This is a genomic window from Caballeronia zhejiangensis, assembly GCF_022879815.1.
In the GTDB taxonomy this organism is placed as follows: domain Bacteria; phylum Pseudomonadota; class Gammaproteobacteria; order Burkholderiales; family Burkholderiaceae; genus Caballeronia; species Caballeronia zhejiangensis.
The window spans coordinates 287,475-305,064 of the sequence record NZ_CP084286.1 but is presented as its reverse complement, the minus strand read 5'-3'; the positions used below and the strand labels follow the sequence as shown (position 1 = coordinate 305,064).

12 protein-coding genes, 1 tRNA gene and 1 pseudogene are annotated in these 17,590 nt (G+C 63.8%); 8 read left to right on the top strand and 6 right to left on the bottom strand.

Annotated features, from left to right (window positions below; translation table 11 throughout):
* Nucleotides 1-67: 67 nt before the first annotated feature.
* The 5 genes from LDZ23_RS27555 (at nucleotide 68) to LDZ23_RS27535 (ending at nucleotide 7,999) form a co-directional block, all read left to right on the top strand.
* Nucleotides 68-2,197, top strand: coding sequence for a 3-hydroxyacyl-CoA dehydrogenase NAD-binding domain-containing protein (locus LDZ23_RS27555; RefSeq protein ID WP_008347024.1), 2,130 nt, complete (start codon nucleotides 68-70; stop codon nucleotides 2,195-2,197).
* 35 nt (nucleotides 2,198-2,232) lie between these two features.
* A complete protein-coding gene (locus LDZ23_RS27550) occupies nucleotides 2,233-3,423 on the top strand; it encodes an acyl-CoA dehydrogenase family protein (RefSeq protein WP_008347023.1) in 1,191 nt (396 codons plus the stop codon).
* Between the two features lie 12 nt (nucleotides 3,424-3,435).
* Nucleotides 3,436-4,575 carry an acyl-CoA dehydrogenase family protein gene (locus LDZ23_RS27545; RefSeq protein ID WP_008347021.1) on the top strand — a complete coding sequence of 380 codons (1,140 nt, stop codon included), beginning with the start codon at nucleotides 3,436-3,438 and terminating at the stop codon, nucleotides 4,573-4,575.
* 120 nt (nucleotides 4,576-4,695) lie between these two features.
* Nucleotides 4,696-6,219, top strand: coding sequence for a sensor domain-containing diguanylate cyclase (locus LDZ23_RS27540; protein ID WP_051996395.1), 1,524 nt, complete (start codon nucleotides 4,696-4,698; stop codon nucleotides 6,217-6,219).
* A 127-nt stretch (nucleotides 6,220-6,346) separates the two neighbouring features.
* Nucleotides 6,347-7,999: an ATP-binding protein gene (locus LDZ23_RS27535; protein ID WP_008347018.1), complete on the top strand. Its 1,653-nt coding sequence runs from the start codon at nucleotides 6,347-6,349 to the stop codon at nucleotides 7,997-7,999.
* 13 nt (nucleotides 8,000-8,012) lie between these two features.
* Here the strand turns inward: LDZ23_RS27535 and LDZ23_RS27530 are convergent, their stop codons facing one another.
* The 3 genes from LDZ23_RS27530 to LDZ23_RS27520 form a co-directional block, all read right to left on the bottom strand.
* Nucleotides 8,013-8,960: an amino acid ABC transporter substrate-binding protein gene (locus LDZ23_RS27530; protein WP_008347016.1), complete on the bottom strand. Its 948-nt coding sequence runs from the start codon at nucleotides 8,958-8,960 to the stop codon at nucleotides 8,013-8,015.
* Nucleotides 8,961-8,972: 12 nt separating this feature from the next.
* On the bottom strand, nucleotides 8,973-10,277 hold the full coding sequence (locus LDZ23_RS27525) for a dicarboxylate/amino acid:cation symporter (RefSeq protein ID WP_008347015.1): 1,305 nt from the start codon (nucleotides 10,275-10,277) through the stop codon (nucleotides 8,973-8,975).
* A gap of 164 nt (nucleotides 10,278-10,441) precedes the next feature.
* On the bottom strand, nucleotides 10,442-11,974 hold the full coding sequence (locus LDZ23_RS27520) for a complex I subunit 4 family protein (protein WP_033536446.1): 1,533 nt from the start codon (nucleotides 11,972-11,974) through the stop codon (nucleotides 10,442-10,444).
* Between the two features lie 349 nt (nucleotides 11,975-12,323).
* Between LDZ23_RS27520 and LDZ23_RS27515 the strand changes: the two genes are divergently transcribed.
* Nucleotides 12,324-12,572 carry a hypothetical protein gene (locus LDZ23_RS27515; protein WP_008347012.1) on the top strand — a complete coding sequence of 83 codons (249 nt, stop codon included), beginning with the start codon at nucleotides 12,324-12,326 and terminating at the stop codon, nucleotides 12,570-12,572.
* Nucleotides 12,573-12,579: 7 nt separating this feature from the next.
* On the opposite strand, the gene LDZ23_RS27510 is transcribed toward LDZ23_RS27515, so the two are convergent.
* Complete coding sequence (locus tag LDZ23_RS27510) at nucleotides 12,580-13,932, bottom strand: NAD(P)/FAD-dependent oxidoreductase (protein WP_008347009.1); 1,353 nt, start codon at nucleotides 13,930-13,932, stop codon at nucleotides 12,580-12,582.
* A 112-nt stretch (nucleotides 13,933-14,044) separates the two neighbouring features.
* On the opposite strand from LDZ23_RS27510, the pseudogene LDZ23_RS27505 reads away from it, so the two are divergent.
* A pseudogene (locus tag LDZ23_RS27505) lies at nucleotides 14,045-14,974 on the top strand (LysR family transcriptional regulator); the annotation flags it as partial.
* A 50-nt stretch (nucleotides 14,975-15,024) separates the two neighbouring features.
* On the opposite strand, the gene LDZ23_RS27500 reads toward LDZ23_RS27505, so the two are convergent.
* Nucleotides 15,025-15,109, bottom strand: a tRNA-Leu gene (locus LDZ23_RS27500).
* Between the two features lie 152 nt (nucleotides 15,110-15,261).
* Between LDZ23_RS27500 and LDZ23_RS27495 the strand changes: the two genes are divergently transcribed.
* Nucleotides 15,262-16,470, top strand: a complete 1,209-nt coding sequence (locus LDZ23_RS27495) for a mechanosensitive ion channel family protein (protein WP_034470218.1) — start codon at nucleotides 15,262-15,264, stop codon at nucleotides 16,468-16,470.
* Here LDZ23_RS27495 and LDZ23_RS27490 read toward each other — a convergent pair.
* Entirely contained in the window at nucleotides 16,459-17,433 is a 975-nt protein-coding gene (locus LDZ23_RS27490) for a LysR family transcriptional regulator (protein WP_008347005.1), read from the bottom strand. The two genes, LDZ23_RS27495 and LDZ23_RS27490, sit on opposite strands and share 12 nt — an antisense overlap.
* Between the last annotated feature and the right edge of the window lie 157 nt (nucleotides 17,434-17,590).

The window sequence follows — 17,590 nt, the reverse complement described above, 5'->3', positions numbered from 1 at the left end:
AAGGATGCCTGTCCCCGCGAGAATGCTTCCACGTAAAACAGGAACATCGACTCAGGAGACTTCATCCATGACGCTTTCGAGCGCGCCCGAAACCGCATCCGCGGTTCAACACGAATTACGCGGCAGCGTCCTTGTCGTGACGATCGACCATGCGCCCGTCAACGCACTCAACGCTGCCGTGCGGCGCGGTCTCATCGATGCAATCGAAGCCGCCGATGCAGATGCCTCCGTGCGCGCGGTGCTGATCGTCGGCGCGGGCCGGAACTTCATCGCGGGCGCGGACATTCGCGAGTTCGGCAAGCCCGCCGTGCCGCCGTCGTTGCCGGAGGTGTGCAACCGCATCGAGCGTTGCGAGAAGCCCGTCGTCGCGGCGATACACGGCGCGGCGCTTGGCGGCGGACTCGAAGTCGCGCTGGCGTCGCATTACCGGATCGCGGTCGCCGGCGCGAAGCTCGGCCTGCCCGAAGTGCAACTGGGACTCTTGCCGGGCGCGGGCGGCACGCAGCGCTCGGCGCGTCTGATCGGCGCACAGGCCGCGTTGTCGATGATGTTGAGTGGCCATCACATCGGCGCGGAGGAAGCGCTGCGTCTGGGTCTCGTCGACCGCGTCGGCCAGAGCGACGACGTGTTCGCCGAAGGCCTTGCTTTCGCGCACGAACTCATCGCGACGAAGGCCGCGCCGCGCCGCACGAAGAACGCGCGCGGACTCGCGGACAAGGAAGCGAGCGTGGCAGCGATCGCCGCCGCGCGCGCCGAGACGCAGAAGAAGTCGCGCGGATTGCTGTCGCCGCTGAAGATCGTCGATTGCGTGGAAGCGGCGTTGAATCTGCCCTTCGACGAAGGCTTGCGCTTCGAACGCGAGCAATTCCTCGAATGCCGCGAGAGCCCGCAACGCGCGGGTCTCGTGCATGCGTTCTTCGTCGAACGCGAAACGCAGAAGTCGCCCGAAACGCGCGACGCACAGCCGCGCGCGCTCGATCGCATCGGTGTGATCGGCGGCGGCACGATGGGTGCGGGCATCGCCGTCGCGCTGCTCGACGCGGGTCTCGCGGTGACGATGATCGAGCGCGACGAAGCCTCGCTCGAACGCGGAAGCGCGCATGTCGAGAAGGTGTACGACGCGCTGATCGCGAAGGGCCGCCTGACGCACGAATCGAAAACACGCGCGCTGCAACGCTTTCACGGCGACACGAAATACGACGCGCTCGCCGATGCCGATCTCGTCATCGAAGCCGTGTTCGAGGACATGGCCGCGAAGAAGGCCGTGTTCGCGCAACTCGATCGCGTGTGCAAGCCGGGCGCGGTGCTCGCGACGAACACGTCGTATCTCGACATCGACGAGATCGCGGCGAGCATCTCGCGTCCGCAGGACGTGCTCGGGCTGCACTTCTTTTCGCCCGCGAACATCATGAAGCTGCTCGAAGTGGTCGTGCCCGCGCGCGTGAGCGCCGATGTCGTTGCGACCGGTTTCGAACTCGCGAAGAAGCTGAAGAAGGTGGCGGTGCGTGCGGGCGTGTGCGATGGATTCATCGGCAATCGCATGCTCGCGGTGTATCGCGCGGCGGCGGATCATCTGATGGAAGACGGCGCGTCGCCGTATCAGATCGATCGGGCCGTGCGCGACTTCGGCTTTCCGATGGGACCGTATCAGGTCATCGATCTGGCTGGCGGCGATATCGGCTGGGCCGCGAGAAAGCGCCGCGCCGCGACGCGCGATCCGAACGCGCGTTACGTGCGTATCGGCGATGAACTGTGCGAGCGCGGCTGGTTCGGCCAGAAAACGGGACGCGGTTTCTATCGTTACGAAGACGGTGCGCGCACGGGCACGCCGGATGCGGAAGTCGAGTCGATCATCGATGCCGAGCGCGAGCGTGCGGGCGTCAAGCCGCGACCATTCACCGATGAGCAGATCGTGCGCCGCTACCTGGCCGCGATGATCAACGAGGGCGCGAATATCGTGCACGAAGGCATTGCGCAACGTCCGCTCGATGTCGATGCCACGTTGATGCACGGCTTCGGTTTCCCGCGCTATCGCGGTGGCCCGATGCATTATGCCGATACCGTGGGTCTCGACAACGTGCTCGCAGATATCCGCGCATTCGCGCAGGAAGATCCGCTCTTCTGGCGCGCGTCGCCGTTGATCGTCGATCTCGTGGCGCGCGGGAGGAATTTCGCGAGCCTGAATCAGACGGCCTGACGCGTGGCCTTTCAATCACTCATGGAATCGCAGTCATGGACCTGACATTCAACGCAGACGAAGAAGCCTTTCGCGCCGAAGTCCTAGCGTTTCTGCGCACATCGCTGCCAGAGCATGTTGCGCAGAAGGCGCGCACGGGCGAGCGCCTGACGCGCGACGACATGGCGCAATGGCACGCCACGCTCAACGCGAAGGGCTGGCTCGCGAATCACTGGCCGAAGGAGTATGGCGGCCCGGGCTGGACCGCGGTGCAGAAGTTCATCTTCGAGAACGAATGTGCGATTGCGGGCGCGCCGCGCATCGTGCCTTTCGGTGTGAACATGCTCGGGCCGGTGCTCATCAAATACGGGAGCGAGGCGCAGAAGCGTCATTGGCTGCCGCGTATTCTCGATGGCTCGGACTGGTGGTGTCAGGGCTATTCGGAGCCGGGCGCGGGTTCCGATCTCGCATCGGTGCGTACGACAGCCGTTCGCACGATGGAGAACGGCAGCGAGTATTACATCGTCAACGGACAAAAGACGTGGACCACGCTCGCGCACTTCGCGAACATGATCTTCTGTCTCGTACGGACGTCGCAGGATGCGCGCAAGCAGGAAGGCATCAGCTTTCTGCTCATCGACATGAATACGCCGGGCGTCGACGTGCGTCCGATCATCACGCTCGACGGCGAGCACGAAGTCAACGAAGTGTTCTTCACGGACGTGCGCGTGCCCGTTGCGCATCTCGTCGGAGAGGAGAACAAGGGCTGGACGTATGCGAAGTATCTGCTGACCTACGAGCGCACGAACATCGCGGGCGTGGGCTTTTCAGTGGCCGCGCTGAGCCGGCTGAAGGCTGTTGCGGGCAAGGTGCAATGCAACGGCCGCGCGCTCATCGACGATCCTTTGTTCGCCGCGCGTCTCGCGCGTGTCGAGATCGATCTGGAGAACATGAAGACGACGAATCTGCGCGTGATCGCGGCGGTCGCGGGCGGCGGCGCGCCAGGCGCGGAAAGCTCGATGCTGAAGATTCGCGGCACGGAGATTCGCCAGGAAATCTCTTCGCTGATGCGTCGCGCGATGGGTCCGTACGCGCAGCCGTTGATAGACGAAGCATTCGAAGATGACAAGGATGACGAAACATTCGATTCGGCGTCGGAGTACTTCAACAATCGCAAGCTGTCGATCTTCGGCGGCTCCAACGAAATACAGAAGAACATCATCTCGAAGATGATCCTCGGTCTTTAAAGGACGCGCACGATGAATTTCCAGCACACGGAAGACCGGCGGATGCTCGCGGATTCGCTGAACCGCTTCATCGCCGAGCAATATGGCTTCGATGTGCGCGACAGGATCGCGCGTTCGCAAGAGGGCTTCAGCCGCGATATGTGGCGACGGTTTTGCGAGCTTGGCATCGTCGGCGCGTTCTTCGATGAATCGATCGGCGGCTTCGGCGGCGACGGGTTCGATGTGTCCGTCGTGTTCGAAGCGCTCGGTCGCGGGCTCGTCGTCGAACCGTTTCTCGATACGTTGATCGTCGGGCGCGCACTTGCCTTCGCGGGCGATGAGCGGCAGCGCGAGATCGTTGCGAGCATGATCGACGGGACGGCGATCGCAGCATTCGCGCATGACGAACCCGGCTCGCACTACGAGCTTGCACGCGTGAACACGCGCGCGACCCGGCATGGCGATGGATGGATGCTCAACGGCGCGAAGGGCGTCGTGCAGCAGGGCGAACATGCGGACGTGCTGCTCGTGTCGGCGCGCACGTCGGGCAACGAGTACGACGAAGCGGGCATTTCGCTCTTTATCGTGCCGCGCGATGTGCAGGGCGTGAAGATGCGCGGCTATCGCAAGATCGATGGCGGACGCGTGGCGGAAGTATCGCTCGAAAACGTGACGCTCGATGCCAATGCGCTCGTCGGCAATGAAGGCGATGCCTACGCGACGCTCGCGCATGCGATCGGATATGGTCTCGTCGCGCTCGTGTCGGAAGCGGTCGGCGCGATGGATGTCGCGAAGGAGCACACGCTCGAATATTTGCGCACGCGTAGGCAGTTCGGCGTGCCGATCGGCGCGTTTCAGGCGTTGCAGCATCGCATGGCCGATGTGCTGCTCGAGATCGAGCAGGCGCGTTCCGCTGCGATCAATGCGGCGGCGGCGGTCGGCGCATCGGGTGTTGCGCGCGAGCGAGCGTTGTCGGCGGCGAAGCATTCGGTCGGGCGCATCGGCACGCTCGTCGCGGAAGAGTCCATTCAGATGCATGGCGGCATCGGCATGACGTGGGAGCTGCCGCTTGCTCATTACGCGAAGCGGCTCGTGATGATCGATCATCAATTGGGCGATGAGGATCATCATCTCGCGCGGTATATCGCGCTGGGGCGGGGGGCGCTTCGCTGAAGCTTCACTACTTCAAGCCGGGATCATACAAATAGGAGACAATGACGCCCTAGCTCGCAACCCAAGGACCATGCAGAGCAACAGATAAACTCGCGAGCCAGGTTCCCGGACCTCCAGATAGTGGCAACCGAAAATATCTACAACCCGAGTCTCAACGCACCCGCCCCGGCACGCGCGCGAAGCTCGACGCCGAACGTCATCGTGCTGTGCGGCACGCTCATCGCGCTTCTCATGGTGGCGCTTTGCGCGCTGGTCCTGTATCAGGGCCGGGTCGATGCGCTCGATCGCGCGCGCGACACGTCCCGCAATCTCGCGTTGCTCGCCGAGCGCGACATCGAGCGCAATTTCGAACTCTACGAACTGTCGCTGCAAGCGGTCGTCGAAGGCGTCGAACGCGACGACGTAATGAGCCTTCCGCCCCGCCTGCGCAACGACGTGCTGTTCGACCGGGCGGCCACAGCGCGCGATCTCGGGTCGATCCTCGTGCTCGACGAGAACGGCAAGATCATCATCGATTCGGGCAGCCTCGTGCCCCGGCCGGGCGATTTCGCGGATCGCGGCTATTTCACGGTCCAACGCGACCGGCCAGACGCCGGGCTTTACATCAGCGGCCCGTATGCGTCGCGATTGCGCGGCGGCGCGCCCAGCATCGCGTTGAGCCGCAGACTCTCGCGTCCCGACGGGTCCTTCGCGGGCGTCGCGATGCTCGCCATCAACCTCGAATACTTCCGCAATCTTTTCGCGGGGCTTTCGCTCGGGCCGCACGGCGCGGTGTCGCTCATCAATCACGACGGCCTGATGATCATGCGTCAGCCGTTCGATCCGCGCGTGATCGGCCGCGACATCAGCCAGGCCGATACCTTCAAGAAATTTCGGGCGGCGGAGCAGGGCAGCTTCAGCGAAACATCGTCGATCGACGGGAGGCGCCGCCTCTACTACTTCCGCAACTTCCCGAATCTGCCGCTCATCATCATGGTGGCCGAAGGAGAAGAGGACATCTACGCGGCATGGCGGCGGCGCGCGATCATCATCGGCTCGTCGATGGGCGTGCTCGCTATCGGATTCATCGCGTTGTCGTTCGTGCTCGCCGCGCAATTCAGGCGGCGCATGCGCGCGGAGTCGGAGCTACAGTTGCTCGCGCGCACCGATGGACTCACCGGGCTGCACAATCGCCGCACGCTGGGCGAGATTCTCGATCAGGAATGGCGCAGGGCGCGCCGCACGCGCAGTCTCTTTTCGCTGCTGTTCGTCGATATCGACCGCTTCAAGGCCTTCAACGATGCCTACGGCCATCAGGCCGGCGACGACGCGCTCGCGGCCGTCGCACGCTGCATCGGCGACAACATACGGCGGCCCGTCGATACCGCCGCGCGCTACGGCGGCGAGGAGTTCGTCGTCGTATTGCCCGACACGCCCGCCGACGGCGCCGCGAAAATCGCCGAGAAGATTCGCGCGGCCATCAGCGATCTGTCGATCGAGCACGCGGGCAGCGAGTTCGGCCGCGTCACGGCGAGCATCGGTCTCGCGAGCTGGCGGCCGGAACGCGACGACGACGTAAGCGCGCTCATTCGCGCGGCCGACGAGGCGCTCTACGATGCGAAAGCGCGCGGGCGCAACCGCATCATGCAGGCAAGTTTCGTCTGAGACGGTGGACGAAAGTTCGTCGCGCAACGGCCGGGCATGTGCGTGCACGCAAAATGCTTGTTTTGCCGTAAGCTCTCGACGCCGCGCGGGCCGCCCGCCCACGACGCGACCGACCCGAACTCTTCCGATGACCCAAACGCCCGATCCCGAAGCCCGCCGCCTCGCCACGCTGGCGCGCTACCACACGCTCTTCAACGCGATCGATGACGGCTTTTGCATCATCGAATTCATCGATGGCCCGCACGGACCGCTCAGCGATTATCTGCACGTCGAGGCCAATCCGGGATACGAGCGGCACTCGGGCATTCGCGACATCGTCGGCAAGACCTTGCGCGAGATCGATCCGACCGATGCCGACGGCTGGGTCGAAATCTACGGCGACGTTCTGCGCACCGGCGCGACCGCGCGTTTCGAGCGCTACTTTCTGTCGGCGGGGCGGCATATCGAGGTGTCGGCGTCGCGCGTCGAACCGCCCAGCCTGCGGCAAGTGTCGATCCTCTTTCGCGACATCTCCGCGCGCAAGAAAGCGGAGGAGGAACGCGATCGCGCGATCGCGTCGCTGCGCGCGTTCAACGAAACGCTGGAGCAGCGCGTCGCCGAGCGCACGGCGGAATTGATGCGCGCGGAAGAACAACTCCGTCAGGCGCAGAAGATGGAAGCGGTCGGTCAGTTGACGGGCGGCCTCGCGCACGACTTCAACAATCTGCTGGCGGGCGTGTCGGGCTCGCTGCAGTTGCTCGGCATTCGGCTGAGCCAAGGACGGATCGCGGAGGTCGACAAATACGTCGTCGCGGCGCAAGGCGCGGTGCGGCGCGCGGCGGCGCTGACGCATCGGCTGCTGGCGTTTTCGCGGCGGCAAACGCTCGATCCGCGTCCCACGGACGTCAACGCGCTCGTCAACGGCATGACCGAACTGATCCAGCGCACGGTCGGCCCGGGCATCAAGGTGGAGTCTGTCGGCGCGACGGGCCTGTGGCCCGCGCTCGTCGATTCGGGACAACTGGAAAACGCGCTGCTCAACCTGTGCATCAATGCACGAGACGCGATGCCCGATGGCGGGCGCATCACCATCGAAACGGCCAACAAGTGGATCGACCACCGCGCGGCCCAAAGCCACGACATGCCCGAAGGCCAGTTCCTGTCGCTGTGCGTGACGGATACCGGCACCGGCATGACGCCCGATGTCATCGCGAATGCGTTCGATCCGTTCTTCACGACCAAGCCGATCGGCATGGGCACGGGCCTCGGTCTATCGATGATCTACGGCTTCGCGAAGCAATCGGGCGGCCAGGTTCGGATCTATTCCGAAGTCGGGCAGGGCACGACGGTCTGCATCTATCTGCCGCGCTTCTATGGCGGTGTCGATGACGATGCCGCCGATCAATCCGCATCGCCGATCTCGGGCGCGGAGTCGGGCGAAACCGTGCTCGTCGTCGACGATGAACCGAGCGTTCGCATGCTTATCGTCGATGTGCTGGAAGAGGCCGGCTACGCGGTGATCGAAGCCGCCGACAGCATCGCGGGCCTCAAGCTGTTGCAGTCGAATGTGCGGATCGATCTGCTCATCAGCGATGTCGGCTTGCCCGGCGGCATGAACGGACGCCAGATGGCCGATGCGGCGCGCGAGGCGCGTCCCGATCTGAAAGTGCTCTTCATCACCGGCTATGCGGAGAATTCGGTGATCGGCAATGGACGCCTGGAGCCCGGCATGCAAGTGCTGACCAAGCCGTTCGCGATCGAAACGCTGGCCGCGCGCGTGCGCCAGCTCGTCGACGAGTAAGGACGCCCGCGCGCTACTGCGCCTCGCCGCCCGCCATCGACTCGATGATGCTCTCGAGTTGCGCGCTCATCGGCATGTCGAGGCTTTTTCCCGACGGCAGACGTTGCAGGAACCAGCGCTTGTATTGACGCTCGATTTCGCCATCGGCGGCGAGGTTCTGGAACGTATCCTTCACGACTTGCGCAAGCTGGGGATCGTCCCTGCGATACATGATGCCGTACGGGTCATACGACAGATAATCGCCGATCACCTGATACGCGCCGCCCTTCGCCGCGTTCTCCGCGATGAGGCCGTAGAGCAGCACGTCGTCGGTGGCGAAGGCATCGGCCTCGCCGTTCGCGACGCGCGCGAAGCCTTCCGCGTGATCCGGCACGATCTGCAACTGCAGGCCGAGCGCGAACTTCCGGTCGAGATCGCGCAGCGCCTTCTCGTTCGTCGTGCCTGCCGTCACCGCGACCTTCTTGCCCGCGAGATCGCGAAACGAGCGGATCGGCGACCCTTTCCTGACCATCACCTTGGTGCCGGCCACGAAGAAGATCGGCGAAAAGGCCACGCGTTTCTGCCGCTCGACGTTGCTCGTGGTCGAGCCGCATTCGAGATCGACACGGCCATCGACGACCGCTTCGATGCGATTCTCCGGCGTCACGGGCACCCACCGGATGTTCAGGTTCTTATGCACCGCATTGCCGATCGCGGCGACGATCGACTTGCAGAGTTCGATCGAATAGCCGATCGGCTCCTTGCGCGCGTTCAGATACGAGAACGGCACTGAGGCATCGCGATAGCCGATCGCGATCGTGCCCGTGTCGCGCGCCTTGGCGAGCGTGCCGGTCAGCGTCGCGGGCGCGTAGGCGTCGTTGTCGGGCGGCGGTGTCTGCACGTCGTCGGCCGCGCGCGCGTTCGGAGCGATCGCGATCAGGCTGGCCGCAGCCAGCGCCGACCAGAAGCGCTGCGTCTTCATGGCTCGCCTCCGTCAGACCTGCGCGGGATGCGCGAGCGACGCGTCCTGTTCGGCCTCGATGCGCGCCGCATTCTTCGCCGCCTCCGATTCCGTCAGCAGCTCGCCTTCCCACTTCGCGACGACCGCGCTCGCGATCGAATTGCCGACGGCGTTGGTCGCCGAGCGCCCCATGTCGAGGAAGGTATCGACGCCGAGGATCAGCAGCAGTCCCGCCTCGGGAATGTTGAAGTGATTGAGCGTGGCCGCGATCACGACCAGCGACGCGCGCGGCACGCCGGCCATGCCTTTGGATGTCAGCATGAGGATCAGCAGCATCGTGATCTGCGTGCTGATCGGCAGATGAATGCCGTACGCCTGCGCGATGAAGAGCGTCGCGAACGTGCAATACATCATCGAGCCGTCGAGGTTGAAGGAGTAGCCCATCGGCATCACGAAGCTGGAGATCTTGCGCTTCACGCCGAAACGATCGAGCGCGTCGAGGATCTTCGGATACGCGGCCTCCGAGCTCGCGGTCGCGAACGAAAGCATGAACGCTTCCTTGATGAGCGACAGCAGCTTGAACACGCGCCGCCGCAGAAACAGGAAGCCCGCGAGCACGAGCAGGCCCCACAGCAGAAAGAGGCTGATATAAAAGTCGGCCATGAAGACCGCGAACTTCAGAAGGATCGTCAGCCCGTTGACCGCGACGGTCGCGGCCATCGCGGCGAGCACGGCTAGCGGCGCGAGCTTCATCACGTAGCCGGTGATCTTGAGCATGACGTGCGACAGCTGATCGATCGCGGCGAGCAGGATCTTGCCGCGTTCGCCGAGCGCGGCGAGCGCGACGCCGAAGAACATCGAGAACACGACGATCTGCAGGATCTCGTTGTTGGTCATCGCTTCGGCAAACGAGCGCGGCACCATGTGACTGACGAAGTCTTTCAGCGTGAACTTCGATGTCGCGAGATTCGCCGATGCGCCGATGTCGGGAAGCGGCAAGCCGAGGTTATCGCCGGGCTTGAGCAAGTTCGACATCACGAGGCCGAGCAGCAGCGAAATGAGCGACGCGGTGAGGAACCAGCCGAGCGCCTTGGCGAACACGCGTCCGACCGAGGCGGCGTCGCCCATGTGCGCGATGCCGACGACCAGTGTGGAGAACACGAGCGGCCCGATCAGCATCTTGATGAGGCGCAGGAACACGTCGGACACGAGGGAGATGTAGCCGGCGATCTCCGTGGCGGTTTTCTTGTCGGGAAAGCTCGTGAAGATCATGTAGCCAACCACTATGCCGATGACCATCGCGCCGAGAATCCAGATGGCTGCGGAGTTCTTCTTCATGTCCAGGCCTCCATTGACTGCATATCGAACGAATGCAATGGCGAATTTCGGATGGATCAGGCGATGCAAAAACGAACGCGGCGCCGCTCAGTATAGAGCGGCGCCGCGGCGTGTGTCCGCGAACACTCGAAATGTTAGCGGCGTAGTTCCATCTTTGCCGGAACTCAGCCCGGCGTGCGCTCCGAAACCGCTTCGCGGCGCGCGTTGTAGGACGGCGCGCTGCCGTCGTCGGGCAGCGTCGAGCTTTGCGCCGCCGCGAGCAGTCTTTCGACGGACGGGCCCATCGCGTCCGTGAAGGTCTTCGGATGCACGCCGATACCCAGCACCAGCACGGCCATCGCGCCGAACAGCACGAGTTCGCGCTTGCCGAGATCGCGCAGACCGGCGACGCGCTCGTTCTTCACCGCGCCGAAAATCACACGCTTGACCATCCACAGCGTATAGGCCGCGCTCAGGATCAGCGACGTGGCCGCAGCCGCGCCGATCCAGAAGTTCAGGCGGATCGCGCCCATCAACACTAGAAACTCGCCGACGAAACCCGAGGTGCCCGGCAGGCCGACATTGGCCATCGCGAACAGCATCGCGCAGACCGCGAAGCGGGGCATCGTGTTGGCGACGCCGCCGTAGGCATCGATCGAGCCATTTTTCGTGCGCTCGACGAGCACGCCGGTGCACAGCAGCATCGCGCCGGACACGATGCCGTACGACAGCATCTGCACGACCGCGCCTTCGGTGCCGAGGCGGTCGAAGGTAAAGAGGCCGAGCGTCACGAGACCCATGTGCGCGACTGCCGAGTAGGCAAGCAGCTTGCGCATGTCCGTCTGCGCGAGCGCGACGAGGCTGCCGTAGATCACCGCGACGAGCGACAGCGCGATCATCGCCGGGGCGAAGAAGTGCGATGCGTCGGGCACGATCGGCAACACGTAGCGCAACATGCCGTAGCCGCCGATCTTCAGCATGCCGAGCAGCACCGCCGCGCCCGTCGGGCCTTCCGAGTTCACGTCGGGCAGCCACGTATGGACGGGCCACATCGGCACCTTGACCGAAAAGGCCGCGAGGAAGCAGACGAAGACGACGATCTGCGGCGTGAAGCCGAGCTTCAGGTTGCGCCATGCGTCGATATCGAAGGTATGCGCCTGCGTCCACAGATAAACGAGCGCGGCCAGCATTGCAAGCGAGCCGAGCAGCGAGAAAAAGAAGAAGCGAATCGCCGCGTACACGCGCCGCTCGCCGCCCCACGTGCCGATCAGCAGATACAGCGGAATCAGCGAAGCCTCGAAGAACACGAAGAACAGCATGCCATCCAGCGACGCGAACACGCCCTGCATGCAGCCCGACAGCACGAGGAACGCGCCGTAGTATTGCGCGACCTGCTTCGTGACCGAGCGCCACGACGCGACGAAGATGATGAGCGTGGTGACGGCCGTCAGCACCGTGAACCACAGCGAAATGCCGTCGACGCCCAGATGGTACGAAATGCCGAACTGCGGCAGCCACTCGACGCGCTCGACGAACTGCATCGCACTGGACGACGCGTCGAAGCGGGAGAGCAGCGGCACGACGGGCAACAGGCTGAGAATCGCGCCGAACAGGGCGACGGCGCGCGAGAGCGTCGCGGATGCGCTGAACGTCAGCACGAAGATGCCCGACACCACTGGAATCCAGATAAGAAAACTGAGAACTGACGGCAGATGCATAGCTCGGTCGAAATCGGGCGCAAAGCACGGCCAGCACGCGAAGAAACGTGCTCGCTGGAAAGGCGCTGACAGTGGAATGTAAGGCAGGACGAGTGCGCGGAGGCTTGAATCCGGCGCGCAGCCCGAATGACTTAGGCGTATTCCTAAGGGTTAACGAGGATAACTCAAAAGAATAGTTTTTTGTGCATTGCGGCGTATCAAATTCATTGCGCCGAACGGCCTTGACTTTTTTACCGATTCCGGCTCGGCGGCACGTCGACGTGAATGAATCGTTCGTTCGCTTCGGGCTTGCCCTGATTTGCCGGAAGCCGCGTGGCCCTTAGCCTAGAACGCAAGGAAGGAGACAAGCATGAAGAAAACATTCAAGGCCGTCGTCTTTGCGCTCGTCGCGTATCTCGTCGCCGATCGCGCCATGCTCCACGCGCAGGGACGCGACCTGGCCGCGTCGTCGTGCGTGCAGAGCGCGGCGCAGATCGAATTCGACGCCCTGAGCAAGGGCTTCAGCCACGCCGCCGCGAGCAGCCAGCGCGACGCGTTCCGGTCGCAATGCCTCGTGTCGGGCCGCGCCGAGTCCGGCACGGCCGTCGCAATGCGCTGAAACGGCGTCAGTTCAGCTTCACGGTAGGCCGCACGCGCTCGCGCAGCCATTGGCTCGCGGCGTACATCAGCGCCCGCTTGACGCCCGTCAGCCCCATGATGTGCCGGCGATACAGATGCCGGTAGCACGACGCCGCGAACCATCCGTCGATGAACAGCGGCCGGCGCAGCAACTCGCTCATCAGCGCGCCCGCCGCGCCTGCGCGTCCGAAGGAGACGAGCGTGCCCTGATCGCGGTACGCGAAGAGCGGCACGGCGCGTTCGTCGAGGCGGCGCGCGAGGGCATCGGCGAGATAGACGGCCTGCTGAAACGCGGCCTGCGCGCGCGGCGGCACAAGCGCGTCGCCTTTCGCTGCGGCGCACGCGGCGCAGTCGCCCATCGCGTAGATGCCTGAGCCGGGTTCGACCTGCAAGGTTGCATCGACGATCACCTGTCCCAGCCGGTTCAGCGGCAATCCTTCCAGCGTGCGCAACACCGGCGCGCCTTCCACGCCCGCGGCCCAGATCGTGATGTCGCTTGTGAGCGTTTCGCCATCCGCGGTCGATACGGCGTGCTCGTCCACCGAACGCACGCGGCAACCCAGCCGCACTTCCACGCCGAGCTTGGCGAGCACGTCCTGAGCGCGCGTCGAAATGCGTTCGGGCAGCGCGGGCAGCACGCGCGGCGCGCCTTCCAGCAGACGAATGCGGATGTCGCTGGCCGGGTCGATCGACGCGAGGTGATACTCGCGCAGCATTTCCGCCGATCCGCGCAGCGCGGCGGCCAGTTCGACGCCCGTCGCGCCGCCGCCGATCACCGTCACCGAAACCGGCGTGCGCGCCGCGCCGGGCGTCGCCTGCCGCGCATGACTCGAACGCAGAAGGCTCGACAAAAGACGCCGCCGGAACGTTTCCGCCTGCTCCACCGTTTCGAGCGTCAGCGCATGCTGCGCCGCGCCGGGAATCGAGAAGAAGTTCGTCACGCTGCCGAGCGCGAGCACGAGCGAATCGAAGGCGAGCGTTCGCTTCGGCAGGAGCGGACGTCCGTCGATATCGGTCGTCTCGTCGATGACGATCTCGCGGCGTCCACGATCGATGTTCGCGAGCGCGCCCTGCTCGAAGCGAAAGTGATTCCACTTCGCGTGCGCGGCGTAATCGATCTGATGACTCGATGCATCGATCTGTCCCGACGCGACTTCATGCAGAAGCGGCTTCCAGAAGTGCGTCGGAAAGCGGTCGATGAGGATCACCTCGGCGCGCCGCCGCTTGCCGACGCTATTGCCGAGACGCGTCGCGAGTTCCAGCCCCGCGGCGCCGCCGCCGACGATCACGATGCGATGAGGCGAATCGACCTGCCGTTGCGCGTAAGGATTCAACATCATGGCTCTCCCGGAAGTGCTGTGTGGATGCTTGACGACCTCGTTGGGAAAAATATAAGGTCCCGAAAACATATGCGCTATTTAGTATTTATCGCCGACTCATAAGTTTTCACTAATGTTAAAGACCACGACCTTCCGTCAGTTGCGCACGCTGCAGACCGTCGCGCGCGTGGGCAGCATCTCGGGCGCCGCCGATGAACTGCATCTCACGCAGCCGGCGGTCTCGTTGCAAATCTCGTTGCTCGGCGAAGCCGCGGGCACGCCGCTTTTGCGCCGCGTCGGCCGCGAAGTGCAGCTCACGGCTGCGGGCGAAGTAATGGCGCGTTACGCGAACGAAATCCTGAGCCTTTGGAACGAAGCGGGCGAAGAAGTGGCGGCGTTGCGCGGCGAACTGGGCGGCACGTTGCGCATCGGTGCGATCACGACGGCGGAATATCTCGTGCCGCCGCTGCTCGTGCGCTTCACGAAGGAGCGGCCCGGCGTGAAGCTGCAGTTTCGCATCGGCAATCGCGATGACATCGTCCGCATGCTCGCGACGAATGAAATCGATCTCGCGATCATGGGACGGCAGCCGCGCGAACTGCGCACGAGCGCCGCCGCATTCGCGAAGCATCCGATGGCGTTCGTCGCCGCGCCTTCGCATCCGCTGATGCGCGCGAAGCGCCTGCGTCTGACCGATCTCGAATCGGCGAATCTGCTCGTCAGAGAGCGCGGCTCGGGCACGCGCGTCGCGATCGAAGGGCTGTTCAAGGAAGCGGGTCTGAAGCTGCATGCCGCGTCCGAGTTATCGAGCAATGAAGCGATCAAGCAGCTCGTCGAAGCGGGACTCGGCGTGGCGTTTCTTTCGCTGCACGCGTGCGCGCTCGAAATGCAGGCGGGCTTGCTCGCGACGCTTCCCGTGCCTTCGACGCCGATCGAGCGCGCTTGGCATGTCGTGCATATGTCGGAGCGACGCCTGCCTCAGGTCGCCAATGCGTTCAGGGAATTCTTGATTCAGTCGGGAGCGGCCGTCGCGGGCCTGACTGCGCCGCCGGAAACGCACAAGCTGCGTTCGACGCGCAGAGAGAAGAAAACAGAAGTCGTTGCGGATGCAACTGGTGCCCAGGTCGGGACTCGAACCCGAACGCCTCGCGGCGCTACCCCCTCAAGATAGTGCGTCTACCAATTCCGCCACCTGGGCAAGGGGACCGAATTGTAGCGGGAAAATCGGGAAATGCGAAGGGCTTCGATCATCGCGTGCATCGTCGCGACGCTACTACAATATTCGGCAAAGCAACGGTCTCGTCCGATTCGCCTGAATAATCACATCGGTTCGCCCATACGGGAGCGTCCATGTTCGGCAACAGCTTGCGTTTCGAAGTGGGACCCGACTGGCAAGTCAACGTCGCCACCGATAGCTGGCTCATCGCGACGCTTCTCGTGATCGCCATGCTGCTGGCGATTTTCCTCGCGAGCGTCATCTGCTACTACCTGACGCGCTGGATCATGCTCGTGATCGTCAACCGGCTCGCACGCAAGGAAGGGCGCAAGTGGCTGATCGCGGCGGAGCGACATCGCGTGTTTCATCGGCTTGCGCCGCTCGTGCCTGCCGCTATCGTCTATGCCGCGGCGCCGTTGCTCACGGGGCTCACGTTTCCGGTGATCCCGGCGCTCGGTAAGCCGCTCGCCATACTCGCGGCCTGCTACATGGTCTACACGATGGTGCGCGCGGCGCTTGCATTGCGCGACAGCATCGACGAGCGCTATAGCCACTTTCCTTCGGCGAGCGAGCGGCCCATCAAGAGCTTTCTGCAGATCGCCACGATCGTCGTGTATCTCGTCGCGCTCATCGCGGTCGTTTCGCTGCTGCTCGAGCGTTCGCCCGTTTATCTGCTCACCGGTCTCTCCGCGATCACGGCGCTGCTCATCATCATTTTTCGCGACTCGCTGCTCGGCTTCGTCGCCAGCATCCAGCTCGCCGCGTACGACATGCTGCGCGTGGGCGACTGGATCGAAGTGCCCGGATATGTAGCCGATGGCATCGTCATCGATATTGCCTTGAACACGATCAAGGTGCGCAACTTCGACAACACCGTCGTCATGTTGCCGAGCCAACTGCTGCTGACGAACAGCGTGAAGAACTGGCGCGGCATGGTCGCGTCGGGCGCGCGACGCTTGCGGCATGCGATTCACTTCGACGTGGACACGATCCGCTATCCCGACGACGCGTTGCTCGCGCAATTGCACGCAGCGATAGAACAGCCGCTCGTGACCGTCGAAGGCGAGCGCCGCACGAACCTCGGTTTGTATCGGCACTATCTCAGCGGATATTTGCGCGCGCACCCGGCCGTGCGTCGCGACATGCCGCTCGTGATTCGCCACGTCCAGTCCACGACGGCGGTCGTGGCACTGGAGATCTGCGTGTTCATCGACGAGATTCGCTGGGAGCGCTACGAGGCGTTGCTATCGGACATGCTCGATCACGCTTATGGCGTCGTGCCGTTTTTCGGCCTGCGCTGCTGGCAGCGCGAGCGTTCGGTGTCCGCGCCCTCAGGAAGGTGATCGAACCATGCTTGCGTGATCGGCGCGGTGCTTGGGCACCGCTTTCAGCGGCGCGAGCACGCGACGAGCATCCTCGAGTTCCTTCCTCATCTCGTCGATGAGCCATTGCGCCACCGCGCGCGTACTCTCCGACGGATTCGACGAGCGATGTTCGAGCACGTAATTGCAGCCCGTTTCGATGTATCGGTCCCACGCGGGAATGACCTTGCCCTCGTTCAACGGCGCCGCGATCGCGAGCAGCCAGCCGAGCACGACGCCTTGTCCGAGCATCGCGCATTGCACGGCGAGTCCGGGATCGGTGTGATGCACCGCTTCGCCGATGCCCTTGTCGGACAGCCCCGTCGCACGATGAAAATCCGCCCAGGAAAGCGTGGTCACGTCGAGATGAATATAGGCGTGACCTTCGATGCTCGCCGGCGTATCGAGCGGGCCGAATTCGGCGCGATAGTTCGGACTACAGACAGGGACGATGATCTCCGGACAAAGAAGAAGCGGTTCCTTCTCCGAACCCGGACCATGCAGCCGGATGCCGAGGTCCGCATCTTCGAGCGGTCCGTAGAGCCGCCCGGCCATCACTTGCAAGCGCAGATTGATGGAAGGAAACGCGCGGCGAAACCCCGCATAACGCGGCAAGAGCCACAACGCGGCGAAGCCGCTCGCGAGCGACAGCGTGACGATCTCGCCTTGCGCATGATCGCGCTTGAGTTCATCGATGGTATCGCCGATCTGCCCGAAACCCGATGCAACGGCGCGCTGCAATGTTGCGCCGCGATCGGTCAGGGTAAGCCCTAGCTTCGTGCGATCGAAGAGCCTGAAGCCGAGCGCGTCTTCGAGACGCGCCACCATGCGGCTCACGGCGACGGGCGTCACGTTGAGTTCGCCGGCCGCCTTGGTGAAACTCAAGAGCCGCGCGGATGTTTCGAAGACGAGCAGTGCCTGAAGGGACGGAAGTCGCAGACTCATACAACACCATGTTAAGGGGCGTGCATCCATTTGTAATTTGACGGCGCATATTGACCTCCTTACCTTGAGTCCGACGCTTACTTCTTCTCGCAGGCCATGACCACTGCTTCGTCGGACCCGTTGCTTCAGCCCTTTGCCCTCAGGCATCTCGTACTCA

Coding starts and splice junctions, on each gene's coding strand:
- LDZ23_RS27525 (WP_008347015.1), bottom strand. CDS start 10,277: ATGAAGAAGAACTCCGCAGCCATCTGGATTCTCGGCGCGATGGTCATC.
- LDZ23_RS27530 (WP_008347016.1), bottom strand. CDS start 8,960: ATGAAGACGCAGCGCTTCTGGTCGGCGCTGGCTGCGGCCAGCCTGATC.
- LDZ23_RS27510 (WP_008347009.1), bottom strand. CDS start 13,932: ATGATGTTGAATCCTTACGCGCAACGGCAGGTCGATTCGCCTCATCGC.
- LDZ23_RS27520 (WP_033536446.1), bottom strand. CDS start 11,974: ATGCATCTGCCGTCAGTTCTCAGTTTTCTTATCTGGATTCCAGTGGTG.
- LDZ23_RS27545 (WP_008347021.1), top strand. CDS start 3,436: ATGAATTTCCAGCACACGGAAGACCGGCGGATGCTCGCGGATTCGCTG.
- LDZ23_RS27535 (WP_008347018.1), top strand. CDS start 6,347: ATGACCCAAACGCCCGATCCCGAAGCCCGCCGCCTCGCCACGCTGGCG.
- LDZ23_RS27495 (WP_034470218.1), top strand. CDS start 15,262: ATGTTCGGCAACAGCTTGCGTTTCGAAGTGGGACCCGACTGGCAAGTC.
- LDZ23_RS27555 (WP_008347024.1), top strand. CDS start 68: ATGACGCTTTCGAGCGCGCCCGAAACCGCATCCGCGGTTCAACACGAA.
- LDZ23_RS27515 (WP_008347012.1), top strand. CDS start 12,324: ATGAAGAAAACATTCAAGGCCGTCGTCTTTGCGCTCGTCGCGTATCTC.
- LDZ23_RS27490 (WP_008347005.1), bottom strand. CDS start 17,433: ATGAGTCTGCGACTTCCGTCCCTTCAGGCACTGCTCGTCTTCGAAACA.
- LDZ23_RS27550 (WP_008347023.1), top strand. CDS start 2,233: ATGGACCTGACATTCAACGCAGACGAAGAAGCCTTTCGCGCCGAAGTC.